This is a genomic window from Agrobacterium sp. 5Ca39 (assembly GCF_055382365.1).
The window spans coordinates 239,549-254,982 of sequence record NZ_AP026437.1 but is presented as its reverse complement, the minus strand read 5'-3'; the positions used below and the strand labels follow the sequence as shown (position 1 = coordinate 254,982).

The 15,434-nt window shown below is 58.9% G+C and carries 11 protein-coding genes; 10 read left to right on the top strand and 1 reads right to left on the bottom strand.

Going from position 1 to position 15,434, the window contains the following annotated elements:
- The first annotated feature begins 90 nt into the window (after window positions 1–90).
- Window positions 91–1,074: an aldose 1-epimerase gene (locus tag ACZ47E_RS14950; RefSeq protein WP_112637380.1), complete on the top strand. Its 984-nt coding sequence runs from the start codon at window positions 91–93 to the stop codon at window positions 1,072–1,074.
- A 17-nt stretch (window positions 1,075–1,091) separates the two neighbouring features.
- On the opposite strand, the gene ACZ47E_RS14945 is transcribed toward ACZ47E_RS14950, so the two are convergent.
- Window positions 1,092–1,553, bottom strand: coding sequence for an Lrp/AsnC family transcriptional regulator (locus ACZ47E_RS14945; RefSeq protein ID WP_003508584.1), 462 nt, complete (start codon window positions 1,551–1,553; stop codon window positions 1,092–1,094).
- 166 nt (window positions 1,554–1,719) lie between these two features.
- On the opposite strand from ACZ47E_RS14945, the gene ACZ47E_RS14940 reads away from it, so the two are divergent.
- The 9 genes from ACZ47E_RS14940 (at window position 1,720) to ACZ47E_RS14900 (ending at window position 15,426) form a co-directional block, all read left to right on the top strand.
- The gene (locus ACZ47E_RS14940; protein WP_112416458.1) at window positions 1,720–2,433 is read left to right on the top strand and encodes an aspartate/glutamate racemase family protein; all 714 of its coding nucleotides are present in this window, start codon (window positions 1,720–1,722) and stop codon (window positions 2,431–2,433) included.
- On the top strand, window positions 2,434–3,204 hold the full coding sequence (locus tag ACZ47E_RS14935; protein WP_004437768.1) for a class II glutamine amidotransferase: 771 nt from the start codon (window positions 2,434–2,436) through the stop codon (window positions 3,202–3,204).
- A gap of 491 nt (window positions 3,205–3,695) precedes the next feature.
- Window positions 3,696–6,158, top strand: a complete 2,463-nt coding sequence (locus tag ACZ47E_RS14930) for a glycogen/starch/alpha-glucan phosphorylase (RefSeq protein WP_004437765.1) — start codon at window positions 3,696–3,698, stop codon at window positions 6,156–6,158.
- The gene (glgB, locus tag ACZ47E_RS14925) at window positions 6,158–8,365 is read left to right on the top strand and encodes a 1,4-alpha-glucan branching protein GlgB (protein ID WP_006698098.1); all 2,208 of its coding nucleotides are present in this window, start codon (window positions 6,158–6,160) and stop codon (window positions 8,363–8,365) included. Before ACZ47E_RS14930 ends, glgB begins: the two co-directional genes overlap by 1 nt.
- 21 nt (window positions 8,366–8,386) lie before the next feature.
- Window positions 8,387–9,649 carry a glucose-1-phosphate adenylyltransferase gene (gene glgC, locus ACZ47E_RS14920; protein WP_004437759.1) on the top strand — a complete coding sequence of 421 codons (1,263 nt, stop codon included), beginning with the start codon at window positions 8,387–8,389 and terminating at the stop codon, window positions 9,647–9,649.
- A gap of 5 nt (window positions 9,650–9,654) precedes the next feature.
- Window positions 9,655–11,097, top strand: coding sequence for a glycogen synthase GlgA (gene glgA, locus ACZ47E_RS14915; RefSeq protein WP_044459461.1), 1,443 nt, complete (start codon window positions 9,655–9,657; stop codon window positions 11,095–11,097).
- 4 nt (window positions 11,098–11,101) lie between these two features.
- Window positions 11,102–12,730, top strand: a complete 1,629-nt coding sequence (locus ACZ47E_RS14910) for an alpha-D-glucose phosphate-specific phosphoglucomutase (RefSeq protein ID WP_006698100.1) — start codon at window positions 11,102–11,104, stop codon at window positions 12,728–12,730.
- A 197-nt stretch (window positions 12,731–12,927) separates the two neighbouring features.
- Window positions 12,928–14,883 carry a glycogen debranching protein GlgX gene (gene glgX / locus ACZ47E_RS14905; protein ID WP_278067694.1) on the top strand — a complete coding sequence of 652 codons (1,956 nt, stop codon included), beginning with the start codon at window positions 12,928–12,930 and terminating at the stop codon, window positions 14,881–14,883.
- A 54-nt stretch (window positions 14,884–14,937) separates the two neighbouring features.
- Window positions 14,938–15,426 (top strand): MaoC family dehydratase, encoded by a 489-nt coding sequence (locus ACZ47E_RS14900; protein ID WP_004437750.1) that lies wholly within the window; start codon window positions 14,938–14,940, stop codon window positions 15,424–15,426.
- Window positions 15,427–15,434 lie beyond the last annotated feature (8 nt).

The window sequence follows — 15,434 nt, the reverse complement described above, 5'->3', positions numbered from 1 at the left end:
AAATTGTCTTTCAGCGAAGATGATCAGGCGAATCGGCACGGCAGTGGCCCCGATGACAGCAGACGCATGTATGCAAAGGACAATTTCCCGATGACCACCTCCGCGACAGGCACGGGAATTGCCAGTCTGACCGTTTCCGGAACCGGTTTCATTGCCGAAATCGCTTATCAAGGGGCGACGCTTCTGAGCTGGCGGCCGGTCTCTGCCGATGGCAGCGGAGGCGAAAATCTTGTCGACGGATATTCGACGCCCGCCGAAATGCAGTCCCAAAATGGCGTGAGGAACGGCATTCTCGCGCCCTTCTCCAACCGCATCCCGGATGGTCGGTTTAGTTTTGCCGGGCAGACGCACCGCATTGAGCCGGTGCTTGCCCATGAAGCCCTCGTCTTCCACGGATTTGCCAGAGCCCTGCTCTTCGTCCTCGCCCAGTCATCGGAGGAAAACGGCGCTCATACTCTCATCTTCCGTGCCGAAATATCGCCTGCGGATTTCAGCGGTTACCCTTACCGTCTCGCCATCGAAGTGGAATATCGCTTCGTCGACCATGACGTTAACATCGACATACGCGGCATCAACCGCGACGACCGGCCCCTGCCCTTCGCCGCCGGCTGGCATCCCTATTTCCGCCTGCCTGGCACCACGTCCATCGACGACCTTCTCCTCACTCTGCCTTCGCGAACAGCAATTGAAACAAACGAGTATCTCATCCCCCTGCGAAACCCACAGGGCGGGTTACTCAAACGGAACGACACCCTTTTTCTCCATACCCCGCTGGCCGGGCATGTGGTCGATGCCTGTTTCACCGATCTGATTGCATCCGCAAACGGGCTTTACGAGACGAGGCTCGAAAACCCGCATGACGGTTCAAGCCTGACGGTCTGGCAGGAGCGTGGGCACATGCATGTCTTTACCGGGGATACGCTCGCACGCGAGAGGCGGCGCTCCATCGCGCTCGAACCCGTGGAAACGCCGACCAACGCCTTCAACCAGGCGGAACTCGCGGATGCAATTACGCTGCAACCGGGCGAGACGCGAAGCTTCCGCTTTGGCGTCCGTTTCAAGGCAGCACGCTGATCAAGGTTCGATAGCCCTCAGATATGCGTCGTCGGCAGCGAAGACGACAGTTTCACCGTCTCCATGGAGATATAGGCGGACATGTCGTAAAGCTGCACGCGGCGCAGAATCTGTTTGTAGACCGTGTCGTAATATTCGACATTCGGCAGTACGAGCTTCAGAATATAATCAAAATTGCCGGTGAGCCGGTGAACCTCGACGATTTCAGGGATGGTGCTGACCGCGGCATGGAACCGGTCCAGCCAGTCCTCCGCATGAAGGCCCGTTCTTACCAGCAGGAAAACCGTGGTCGGAAGATTGATCTTCCGCCGGTCGAGCAGCGCCATGGTGCCTGTCACGTAACCTTCCGTTCGTAGCCGCGTGATGCGGCGCGAACAGGCCGATAGCGACAGGGAAACTTCCTCTGCGATATCGGCGAGCGGGGTTTCGGCATTTTCTTGGAGAATCGCAAGGATTCGGCGGTCGCGGTCATCAATCATCAGCGAACAATGCACAGGTTAACGCAAGCGCGCAAGAAATTTGCGACATCAGGACAGAAAGTGCGCAAAGTTTGCATCTAGGCCGCGAAAACTGCGCAAAAACGCATGCCGTTTTCGTTGCGACGATGGCATTCTTACTTTCAATCAAAGTTGAAAGGGAACTCTTATGAAACGGATCGGCCTGATCGGCGGCATGAGCTGGGAATCCACCGCAACCTATTACCGCATGATCAACGAGGCGGTTCGCGACAGCCGCGGCGGTCTGGTCTCGGCCGATATCGTCATGCATTCGCTCGATTTTTCCGAGGTCGTCGCCCTTCAGAAGGCAGACCGCTGGGATGAGGCCGGCGCGCTTCTGGGTGCAGCAGGCGCGCGCCTTGCCAATGCCGGCGCCGATTGTGTACTGATCTGCACCAATACCATGCATCTCGTTGCCGACACCGTTGCGAAAATGTCCGGCGTGGCGCTGATTGACATCATCGACGAGACCGCAGCCGCCCTGAAAACGGATGGACGCAGCAAGCCGCTGCTGCTCGCCACCCGCTACACGATGGAACACGGTTTCTACACCGACCGGATGCGCCGCCACGGCGTCGACGTGGTCGTGCCGGATGCGGAAGACAGGGCCGCCATCCACGACATCATCTTCGGTGAATTGTGCCAGGGCGAGATCAAGTCCTGCTCGCGTGACCGCTATCTTGCGGTCATCGAGAAGGCCCGCGCACTCGGCGTTGATTCCGTCATTCTCGGTTGCACCGAAATTTCCCTGCTGATCGATCCCGACGCCCTGCCGCTGCCGGGTTACGATTCGACCGCCATTCACGCGAAGGCCGCCGTCGGCTTTGCGCTCGGAGACAAGGCATTCGACAGAGCTGCATGAATGTGCCGCCTCTTTGCATATTCCGGTAAACCGGTCTGGCTCGACAGCCTGCTGATCGAGCCGGAAGCCTCGCTGGTCAGCCAGTCCATGGCAGCAAGGGAAGCCAAGACCGTCGTTAATGGTGATGGTTGCGGCCTTGGCTGGTATGGCGAACGCGGAACGCCCGGCGTCTTTCGCGACACGCGGCCGGCCTGGTCAGACGCCAACCTCGCGGCACTTTGCCACCAGCTTCGCTCGGGCATGTTCATGGCGCATGTGCGATCTGCAACGTCGGGCGAAGTCTCGCGCGCCAATTGCCACCCCTTTGCGCATGGGAAATACCTTTTCATGCATAACGGCCAGATCGGTGGCTATGAGCAGATCAGGCGCGATATCGATTCCCTTATCCCCGATGACATCTATGCATCCCGACGCGGCACGGGCGATAGCGAAGCGATCTTCTTGATTGCCGCCGGCCATGGCCTTGAGGTGGACCCGGTCAATGCCATCTCTACCGCGCTGCGGCTTTGCCAGGAAAAGATGATGGCGGCAGGTGTCTCTTCCGCATTGAGATTCAGCGCCGTTCTGATGGATGGTGATTGCGTTCACGCCTTCCGCTGGTCAAGCGATGACAAGCCGCCGACACTTTATTGGCGCGGTCTGGACGAAGGCATTGCGTTGAGTTCGGAACCCTTTTCCTTCGATTGTGCTCCCTGGTGCGCCGTTCCACCAAATACCAGCGTGACGATCCGCGCCGGAAAAATGACGACACAGGCTTTTTTCCTTCCGTAATCCCGGCTTTGCTGGCCGCATTTTCCCGGTTTCGCGGCGTCGCTTCCGTCGACCGGTGCGGCTGCCGCGATGCCTCGTTTATTTTCATTGAATTTTTGCAGCCGCGAAGGCTAGTGTGTGGTCCATGGCGTCGGATCGGAATAAGCACGATTTTCGGCTCGACGCGCAAAACGGAATATTAGAGCGAAACAGATTTCAGGACCGGTGAACCATTTAGAAGTGTTGCAGCCTCTCCCTTTCTTGCACGTTGCCCACCATCGCGACGACCGTGCAAACCCGTTCAGGAACGACCCGTAATGGGCCGGCAATCCCTTCGGCGATCCTCGGAACGCAGAGTAAAAATTCTTATTTTTCATCACCCTAAGCCGTTCAACTTTCCGAAAAAATTGCTGTTGCCACACCTCCATATCGATGCATAAACTGGCATCAGCAAAGGCAACACGGATCGACCTCATCAGACCCTCTCCTCCCACCAAGGTGCTGACCGACCAATGATCAATAATCTCAACGCCGCCGATCTCCCCCGTCCCGCGCCGCGCAGTTCCAACCCGGAAATCATGGCGTCGGAAATCATCGAACGCCTCACCTACCGTATCGGCAAGGACGTCAAGGTTGCCAAGCCGCATGACTGGCTGACCGCGACCATTCTCGTCGTACGCGACCGCATCATCGACAAGTGGATGGAATCCACCCGCAAGGCCTATGCCAACAATTCCAAGCGCGTTTATTACCTGTCGCTCGAATTCCTGATCGGCCGCCTGATGCGCGACGCCATCTCCAATATCGGCCTGATGCATGAAATCCGCGACGCGCTGTCATCGCTCGGCGTCGATCTTGACGTCATCGCCGGGCTGGAGCCGGATGCCGCGCTCGGCAATGGCGGCCTTGGCCGTCTCGCCGCCTGTTTCATGGAATCCATGGCGACGGTTGATATCCCCGCCTATGGCTATGGCATCCGTTACGTGCACGGCCTCTTCCGCCAGCAGATGGCTGACGGATGGCAGGTGGAACTGCCGGAAACATGGCTTGCCCACGGTAACCCCTGGGAATTCGAACGCCGCGAAAGCTCCTATGAAATCGGCTTCGGCGGATCGGTGGAGACAATCGGCGGTTATGAAGATCCGCAGCGTTTCGTCTGGAAACCGGCCGAACGCGTCATCGCCATGGCCTATGACACGCCGGTCGTCGGCTGGCGCGGCACGCGCGTCAATACGCTCCGCCTCTGGTCGGCACAGCCGATCGATCCCATTCTGCTGGCTGCCTTCAACGCTGGCGACCACATCGGCGCGCTGCGTGAAAGCAACAAGGCGGAGAGCCTGACGCGGGTTCTTTATCCTGCTGACGCGACGCCTGCCGGTCAGGAACTGCGCCTGCGGCAGGAATTCTTCTTCTCCTCCGCCTCCTTGCAGGACATTCTGCGCCGCCATCTGCAGCAATATCCGGATTTTACTTCGCTGCCGGAGAAGGTCTCGATCCAGCTAAACGATACACATCCGGCCATATCCATTGCGGAGATGATGCGCCTTCTATGCGATGTGCACGGGCTGGAATTTGATGAGGCCTGGAAGATCACCCAGGGTACCTTCTCCTACACCAATCACACGCTGCTGCCGGAGGCGCTGGAAAGCTGGCCCGTGCCGCTGCTCGAACGTCTTCTGCCCCGGCACATGCAGATCGTCTACGCCATCAACGCAAATACGCTTCTCTTTGCCCGCAAGGAAAAGAAGATGGCGGATCAGCAGATCCGCTCCATCTCGCTCATCGATGAAGGCGGCGAGCGCCGCGTGCGCATGGGCAATCTCGCTTTCATCGGCTCTCATTCGATCAACGGCGTTTCCGCCCTCCATACCGAGCTGATGAAGGAGACGGTCTTTGCCGATCTCCACGGCCTCTATCCTGACCGTATCAACAACAAGACCAACGGCATCACACCGCGCCGCTGGCTGATGCAGTGCAATCCCGGCCTCACCAGCCTGCTTCGCGAAACGATCGGCGACGATTTCCTAGACGATGCGGAAAAGCTGACAGCGCTCGACCGTTTCGCCGACGATGCCGCGTTCCGCGAGAAATTCGCCGAGGTGAAGCGTCTGAACAAGGTGCGCCTTGCCAATACGGTGGCGCAGCGCATGGGCATTCGCGTCGATCCGTCGGCCATGTTCGACATCCAGATCAAACGTATCCATGAATATAAGCGCCAGCTTCTGAACCTCGTGGAAACCGTCGCGCTTTACGACCAGATTCGTTCTCACCCGGAACTGGATTGGGTTCCGCGCGTTAAGTTCTTTGCAGGCAAAGCGGCGCCGAGTTACCACAACGCGAAGCTGATCATTAAGCTTGCCAACGATATTGCCCGGGTCATCAACAACGATCCGGCCGTGCGCGGGCTTCTGAAAGTGGTATTTGTTCCGAACTATAACGTCTCGCTCGCGGAAATCATGGTACCCGCCGCCGATCTCTCCGAACAGATCTCAACGGCCGGCATGGAGGCCTCCGGCACCGGCAACATGAAATTCGCCCTCAACGGCGCACTCACCATTGGCACGCTCGATGGCGCCAACGTTGAAATGCGCGATCATGTTGGTGAAGAAAACATCGTCATTTTTGGCATGACGGCCGATGAGGTGGCCAGAGCCCGTGCAGAGGGTCACAATCCCCGCGCGATCATCGAAGGATCGTCGGAACTGTCGCAGGCCCTTTCGTCCATCGCATCAGGCGTCTTCTCGCCGGATGACCGCTCACGATTCGCCGGCCTGATCGACGGTATTTACAACAGCGACTGGTTCATGGTTGCCGCCGATTTCGACGCCTATGCCGGTGCGCAGCGAGAAGTAGATGCGATCTGGAGTAATCCGGATAGCTGGTACGCCAAAACAGTGCGCAATACGGCGCGCATGGGCTGGTTCTCGTCCGACAGGACGATCCGCCAATATGCCACCGAGATCTGGAGAGCCTGATGAAAAAACCGCTCAATTCGGCCGAAGAAAAAAAGACTGGCGACATCACGAAGGCTGAAATCGAGGCGATCAAGAGCGGTTTGCATTCCAATCCCTTTGCCCTTCTCGGCGTTCACGAAACGCCGGAAGGGTTTTCTGCCCGCTGTTTCATTCCGGGTGCCGAGGAGGTTTCCGTCCTGACGCTGGACGGAAATTTCGTGGGCGAATTGAAGCAGCTGGACCCGGACGGCTTTTTTGAAGGCCCGATCGATATTTCGAAACGCCAGCCGGTGCGTTACCGCGCCTGCCGCGACGATGCCGAATGGGCGGTGACAGACCCCTACAGCTTCGGCCCGGTTCTCGGCCCCATGGATGATTATTTCGTCCGGGAAGGATCGCATCTGCGGCTGTTCGACAAGATGGGCGCGCACCCGCTGAAACTCGAAGGCGTTGAAGGTTTTCACTTCGCCGTCTGGGCGCCGAATGCGCGGCGCGTTTCCGTCGTCGGCGATTTCAACAATTGGGACGGCCGCCGGCATGTGATGCGTTTCCGCAAGGATACGGGCATCTGGGAAATCTTCGCGCCCGACGTCTATGCCGGCTGCGCCTACAAATTCGAGATTCTCGGTGCAAACGGCGAGCTGCTGCCGCTGAAGGCCGACCCCTATGCCCGCCGCGCCGAGTTGCGGCCGAAGAACGCTTCCGTCACTACGTCTGAACTGACGCAAAAATGGGAAGATCAGGCCCATAGGGAGCATTGGGCGCAGGTGGACCAGCGCCGCCAGCCGATCAGCATCTATGAGGTCCATGCCGGCTCCTGGCAGCGTCGTGAGGACGGCACCTTCCTAAGTTGGGACGAGCTCGCCGCCCAGCTCATTCCCTATTGTACGGATATGGGCTTCACCCATATCGAGTTCCTGCCGATTACGGAACATCCCTATGACCCTTCCTGGGGTTACCAGACGACGGGTCTCTACGCCCCAAGTGCACGTTTTGGCGATCCCGAAGGGTTTGCCCGCTTCGTCAATGGCGCTCACAAAGTTGGCATCGGCGTTTTGCTGGACTGGGTTCCCGCACATTTCCCGACCGACGAACATGGACTTCGCTGGTTCGATGGCACCGCACTCTATGAGCACGCCGATCCACGTCAGGGTTTCCATCCCGACTGGAACACGGCGATCTATAATTTCGGCCGCGTCGAGGTCATGTCTTACCTCATCAACAACGCGCTTTACTGGGCTGAAAAATTCCATCTCGACGGCCTGCGCGTCGATGCAGTCGCCTCGATGCTCTATCTCGATTATTCCCGCAAGGAAGGTGAGTGGATCCCGAACGAATATGGCGGGCGCGAAAATCTCGAATCCGTGCGCTTCCTGCAGAAGATGAATTCCCTCGTTTATGGCACCCATCCGGGCGTCATGACGATTGCCGAGGAATCCACCTCCTGGCCGAAAGTGTCGCAGCCCGTTCATGAGGGCGGTCTCGGTTTCGGTTTCAAGTGGAATATGGGCTTCATGCACGACACGCTGAGTTATTTCTCGCGGGAGCCTGTGCATCGCAAGTTCCATCATCAGGAACTGACCTTCGGCCTGCTTTACGCCTTCACCGAAAATTTCGTGCTGCCGCTGTCCCACGACGAGGTCGTGCATGGCAAGGGGTCGCTGATCGCCAAAATGTCCGGCGATGACTGGCAGAAATTCGCCAATCTCCGCTCCTATTACGGCTTCATGTGGGGTTATCCCGGCAAGAAGCTGCTGTTCATGGGTCAGGAATTTGCGCAGTGGAGCGAATGGAGCGAAAAGGGCGCGCTCGACTGGAACCTGCGCCAATATCCGATGCATGAGGGCATGCGCCGCCTCGTGCGTGATCTCAACCTCACCTACCGATCCAAAGCCGCCCTGCACGCCCGCGATTGCGAACCCGACGGCTTCCGCTGGCTTGTGGTCGATGATCACGAGAATTCCGTCTTCGCCTGGCTGCGCACCGCGCCCGGCGAAAAGCCGGTTGCGGTCATCTGCAACCTCACCCCGGTCTATCGGGAAAACTATTATGTGCCGCTGCCCCAGGCGGGGCGGTGGAGGGAGATTCTCAACACCGATGCCGAAATTTATGGCGGCAGCGGCAAGGGAAATGGCGGACGCGTTCAGGCGGTCGATGCCGGCGGCGATATCGGGGCGATGCTCGTCCTGCCGCCGCTCGCCACGATCATGCTCGAGCCGGAAAACTGACAGACAGAGAGGGAGGACACCATGTCGGAAAAAAGAGTTCAGCCTTTGGCGCGTGATGCAATGGCCTATGTCCTCGCGGGCGGCAGAGGCAGCCGCCTGAAGGAACTGACGGATCGCCGGGCAAAACCCGCCGTTTATTTCGGTGGCAAGGCGCGCATCATCGATTTTGCGCTCTCCAACGCGCTTAATTCCGGCATTCGCCGCATCGGCGTCGCCACGCAATACAAGGCGCACTCCCTCATTCGGCACCTGCAGCGCGGCTGGGACTTCTTCCGCCCCGAACGTAACGAAAGCTTCGACATCCTGCCCGCCTCCCAGCGCGTTTCCGAAACGCAATGGTATGAGGGTACGGCAGACGCGGTTTACCAGAACATCGACATTATCGAGCCCTATGGGCCGGAATACATGGTCATCCTCGCCGGCGACCATATCTATAAAATGGACTACGAATACATGCTGCAGCAGCATGTCGATTCCGGTGCGGATGTGACGATCGGCTGCCTTGAAGTGCCGCGTATGGAAGCAACCGGCTTCGGCGTCATGCATGTGAATGAAAAAGACGAGATCATCGATTTCATTGAAAAGCCTGCCGATCCGCCCGGCATTCCCGGCAATGAGGGTTTTGCGCTCGCCTCCATGGGCATCTACGTCTTCCACACGAAATTTCTGATGGAAGCGCTGCGCCGCGACGCCGCAGACCCCACTTCCAGCCGCGATTTCGGCAAGGACATCATTCCCTATATCGTGAAACACGGCAAAGCCGTTGCCCACCGCTTCGCAGATTCCTGCGTGCGTTCGGATTTCGAGCATGGCCCCTACTGGCGGGACGTCGGCACCATCGACGCCTACTGGCAGGCCAATATCGACCTGACGGATGTGGTGCCTGACCTCGATATCTACGACAAATCCTGGCCGATCTGGACCTATGCGGAAATCACCCCGCCGGCAAAATTCGTCCATGACGACGAGAACCGCCGTGGTTCGGCCGTGTCTTCGGTCGTTTCCGGTGACTGCATCATTTCGGGTGCGTCGCTCAACCGCAGCCTTCTGTTCACAGGCGTGCGCGCCAATTCATACTCCCGCCTTGAGAATGCCGTAGTACTGCCGAGTGTGAAGATCGGGCGTCATGCCCAGCTCAGCAATGTCGTCATCGACCATGGCGTGGTCATTCCGGAAGGACTGATTGTAGGAGAAGACCCAGAACTGGATGCCAAACGTTTCCGCCGTACCGAAAACGGCATCTGCCTTATCACCCAATCGATGATCGACAAGCTGGACCTGTAGCGCCGATGAATGTCCTTTCGGTTTCATCCGAAATCTACCCCCTGATCAAGACCGGAGGGCTCGCCGATGTTGCCGGCGCGCTCCCCATCGCGCTCGAAGCCTATGGCGTCAAGACGCGCACGCTGATACCCGGGTACCCAGCGGTGAAAGCTGCCGTGACGAACGCGGTGAAATGTTACGAATTCACCGACCTGCTGGGCGAAAAGGCCGATCTGCTCGAAGGCCGGCACGAGGGACTGGATCTCCTCATCCTCGATTCGCCCGCTTATTACGAGCGCTCCGGCGGGCCCTATCTCGACCAGACCGGCAAGGATTATCCCGACAACTGGAAGCGCTTTGCGGCGCTTTCGCTGGCGGCGGCCCGGATTGCAGCTGGCGAATTTCCCGACTGGCGGCCGGATCTCCTGCACGCTCATGACTGGCAGGCTGCCATGGCGCCAGTCTACATGCGTTATGCCGAAACGCCTGAAATTCCGAGCCTGCTCACCATTCACAACATTGCCTTCCAGGGGCAGTTCGGCGCCAACATCTTCAGCAAGCTTGGGCTACCAGCCCATGCTTTCGGCATGGAGGGCGTGGAATATTATAACGATGTGAGTTTCCTCAAGGGCGGACTGCAGACGGCGACGGCGCTCAGCACCGTCAGTCCCTCCTATGCCGAGGAAATCCTCACCCCGCAATTCGGCATGGGCCTGCACGGCGTTATCGGCAGCCGAGCCCATGTGTTGCACGGCATCGTCAACGGCATCGACGCGGACGTCTGGAACCCGGCAACGGATCATCTGATTCATGACAATTATTCCGCCGCCAATCTCAGAAACCGGGCCCTGAACAAGAAGTCTGTCGCCGAACATTTTCGCATCGATGACGATGACAGCCCGCTGTTTTGCGTCATCTCACGCCTCACCTGGCAGAAGGGCATCGACCTCATGGCCGAAGCCGTGGACGAGATCGTTTCCCTCGGCGGCCGTCTGGTGGTGCTGGGCGCGGGCGATGTGGCGCTGGAAGGTGCGCTCCTGGCGGCCGCATCCCGCCACCATGGCCGCGTCGGCGTTGCCATCGGTTACAACGAACCCCTGTCACATCTCATGCAGGCGGGCTGCGACGCGATCATCATCCCCTCGCGCTTCGAACCCTGCGGCCTCACCCAGCTTTATGCGTTGCGTTACGGCTGCATTCCGGTCGTCGCCCGCACCGGCGGCCTTGCAGACACGGTGATCGACGCCAACCATGCCGCTATCGCCAACAAGTCGGCGACCGGTGTGCAATTTTCCCCCGTCACGCTTGATGGACTCAAACAGGCGATCCGCCGGACCATCCGTTATTATCACGACCCGAAACTATGGACACAAATGCAGAAACTCGGGATGAAATCCGATGTTTCCTGGGAAAAGAGCGCCGGCCTTTACGCCGCGCTTTACAGCCAGCTTATTTCGAAAGGCCATTGAACCAATGATCAAGACTGTTCAGACGAAGCCCTATCAGGACCAGAAGCCGGGCACTTCAGGCCTGCGCAAGAAGGTGCCCGTCTTCGCCCAGGAAAATTACGCCGAGAACTTCATCCAGTCGATCTTCGACGCGCTTGAGGGCTTTGAAGGCCAGACGCTGGTGATCGGCGGCGATGGCCGTTACTACAACCGCGAAGTCATCCAGAAGGCGATCAAGATGGCCGCCGCCGCCGGCTTCGGCAAGGTTCTGGTCGGTCAGGGCGGCATTCTCTCCACGCCGGCCGCATCCAACATCATCCGCAAATACAAGGCCTTCGGCGGTATCGTGCTTTCCGCCAGCCACAATCCCGGCGGCCCCACCGAAGATTTCGGCATCAAATACAATATCGGCAATGGCGGTCCCGCCCCGGAAAAGATCACCGACGCGATCTATGCCCGTTCCAAGGTCATCGACAGCTACAAAATCTCCGATGCCGCCGATATCGACCTCGACAAGGTGGGCAGCTTCAAGGTGGACGATCTGACGGTCGAGGTGATCGATCCGGTCGCCGATTATGCCGCCCTGATGGAAGAGCTGTTCGATTTCGATGCCATCCGTGCCCTCATCGCCGGCGGCTTCAAGGTCGTGGTCGATTCCATGAGCGCCGTCACAGGCCCTTATGCCGTTGAGATCATCGAAAAGCGGCTTGGCGCTCCGAAGGGCTCGGTCCGCAATGCTACACCGCTGCCGGACTTCGGCGGCCATCACCCCGATCCGAACCTCGTCCATGCCAAGGAGCTTTATGACGACGTCATGAGCCCGGAAGGCCCCGATTTCGGCGCTGCTTCCGATGGCGATGGCGACCGCAACATGGTTGTCGGCAAGGGCATGTTCGTCACGCCATCAGACAGCCTGGCGATCATCGCCGCGAATGCCAGACTGGCACCCGGTTACGCGGCAGGCATTTCCGGCATCGCCCGTTCCATGCCGACAAGTGCGGCAGCTGACCGTGTCGCCGAAAAGCTCGGCCTTGGCATGTACGAGACTCCAACCGGCTGGAAGTTCTTCGGCAACCTCATGGATGCCGGCAGGGTGACGATCTGCGGCGAAGAAAGCTTCGGCACAGGCTCCAATCATGTACGCGAGAAGGATGGTCTTTGGGCCGTGCTCTACTGGCTGAACATCGTCGCCGCCCGCAAGGAAAGCGTGAAGGACATCGTCACAAAGCACTGGGCCGAATATGGCCGCAATTATTACTCCCGCCACGACTATGAGGAAGTGGATTCGGACGCCGCCAACACGCTGGTGGCGACCCTGCGCGAAAAGCTCGCGACGCTTCCCGGCACCAGCTACGGCAATCTGAAGGTCGCCGCGGCAGATGATTTTGCCTATCACGATCCGGTCGATCAGTCCGTCAGCAAGAACCAGGGTATCCGCATCCTGTTCGAAGGCGGTTCGCGCATCGTGCTGCGCCTTTCCGGCACCGGTACGGCAGGTGCCACACTTCGTCTCTATGTCGAGCGTTACGAGCCGGACGCGGCGCGTCACGGCATCGAAACGCAGGAAGCGCTCGCCGACCTGATTGCAGTTGCCGATACGATCGCCGGCATCAAGGCCCATACGGGACGAAGCGCGCCGAGCGTTATCACATAAGCTGGCTGCGGCGCTGCTTTCTCCTGAGAGCGCCGGGCACAATACGATGAGTTCACAAAGCAACTCGTTGGAGTGACACGTCCGCCGCCCTGCTCGGCGTCATCCTCGGGCTTGCTCGAGGATGACGGAGGAGGGTTTCCAACCCTCCTATTCTGCCGATACCTTTCAGAAGAGATATTATCTAGCGGAGACAGATAATGCAGACACCTTCCGTTTTCCCCAAAGGCGCGCTGCAGACGGAAAACGGAACGGAATTCACGGTCTATTCCCGGCACGCCTCCCAGATCGATCTTTGTCTTTTCGATACGGCCGGGGAAAAAGAGATGGCGCGCCTGCCAATGGTGCGCGGCGAAGGCGACATTCACGGATTGATCGTCTCCGACGCTGGTCCGGGTACGCGTTACGGCTTTCGCGCTCACGGTATTTATTCGCCCGAACATGGCCTGTGGTTCGATCCCGCAAAGTTACTGCTCGACCCCTATGCCAGGGAGATAGACCGTTCCTTCCGGCATGATCCAGCCCTTTTTGCCTTTGGTCAGGAAACGGGCCACATCGTGCCCAAGGCAATTCTTGCCAGCCATGAGCCGTTCAAGCGCCAACCCCCGCTTTTCACCGAAGGTGGGCTGATTTACGAACTTTCCGTGAAGTCCTTTTCACAGCTGCATCCCGAGGTGCCGGAAGACATCCGGGGCACCGTCGCCGCGCTCGCCCATCCCGCCATCCTCGCCCACCTGAAAAAAATCGGCGTCGACGCGGTGGAGCTGATGCCGATTACCGCGTGGATCGACGAGCGTCACCTGCCGCCTCTCGGCCTTTCCAATGCCTGGGGTTATAATCCCGTCGGCTTCATGGCGCTTGATCCTCGACTCTGTCCCGGTGGCGTGCGCGAACTGCGCGAGACGGTTGCAGCGCTGCATGCGCAGGGCATCGGTGTCATTCTCGATCTGGTCTTCAACCACACGGGTGAAAGCGATATCGAAGGATCGGTTCTATCGCTGCGCGGGCTCGACAATCTCACCGCCTTTCGTCACCCGCCGGGCAAACCGGGGGTTCTGGTCAACGATACCGGCACCGGCAACACGGTCGCCTGCGACCATCCCTATATCCGGCAGCTTATTATCGATTCTCTCAGGCATTTCGTTCTCAGTGCCGGCGTGGACGGTTTCCGCTTTGATCTGGCCCCAGTGCTCGGACGAACGGCCAATGGCTTCGAAATGGCAAGCGAAACGCTCTCGGCCATGCATTCGGACCCATTGCTTTATGACCGCCTGCTAATCGCCGAACCGTGGGATATCGGCCCCGGCGGGTACCAGCTCGGCAATTTTCCGGAAAGCTTCCTCGAATGGAACGATCGCGCCCGCGATGACATGCGCCGGTTCTGGCGCGGGGACACCGGCACGACCGGGGCGCTGGCCGATGCGCTTTCCGGTTCCTCGCCGATCTTTTCCCGCCATGGCCGCCAGCACACCCGCAGCGTCAATTTTCTCGCTGCCCATGACGGTTTCACCCTGTACGATCTCGTCAGCCACGAACATAAGCACAATGAGAAAAACGGCGAGAGCAATCGCGACGGCCACAATGACAACCATTCCTGGAACAATGGTTTTGAGGGGCTGACAGACGATCCCGTCATTGGAGCAGCCCGGATTGCAGATGTGAAGGCGCTGCTTTCCACGCTTTTCGTCTCTCGCGGCGCCCTGATGCTCACGGCGGGCGACGAGGGCGGCCGCAGCCAGCAAGGCAACAATAACGCCTATTGCCAGGACAATGAGATAAGCTGGGTCGACTGGTCATCGCTTTCCCGCGAATTGATCGACCATACGGCCTTTCTCGCTTCATTGCGCAAACGTTTCGACGTGTTTTCGGGGACAGGCTTCTTCTCAGGCCATGGCGATGTGATATGGCTCGCCCCCGCCGGCGAGCCGATGACGACGGCAGACTGGGAAAGGCCAATTGCGCAGGCTTTTGCCATGGTGCTTTCCACCCTCGACCGGGAAACTGGTGCCGACGCTGAACTTGCCGTGCTGATAAACCGCAGCCGTGAGATCGTGCCTTTCACCCTGCCGGGCGATGGCTGGTCCGCCATCGGCACGGATTTCGGTAACCCCGCCTTCCTTCCAGCCCGTTCGGTGGTGTTTTATCTGCGCGGTTGATCCCGTCGCGTCACGAGCCGTATAAGTCGCGGGAGACAATGCGGACGAGGTAACATGACAAAAGAAATTGCGCTGGCCGAGATGAAAAACCACGTTGGCACAGAAATGGGCGTTTCCGACTGGATCACGGTCGACCAGACAATGATCGACAGCTTCGCAAAAGCAACACTGGATGACCAGTTCATCCACACAGATCCGGAACGCGCCAAAGCGGAAAGTCCCTTTGGCGGCACCATTGCACATGGGTTCCTGACGCTGTCTCTGCTTTCGGCCCTGAATTACGACGCCCTGCCGCGCATCCGCGAGCAGACCATGGGCATCAATTACGGCTTTGACGCCATTCGTTTCGTCGCTCCGGTCAAAAGCGGTGCTCGCGTGCGCGGCCGTTTCACCCTGGCGGAGACGCGCTTTCGCGGAGCCTCCATGCTGATGACCACCTACGATGTGACGGTGGAAATCGAAAACGAGAAAAAGCCGGCGCTAACCGCGCGCTGGACCACCATCAGCCAGTTCAATCCGGAGGACAGGCCGGAGGACGCCTGAAACCCACG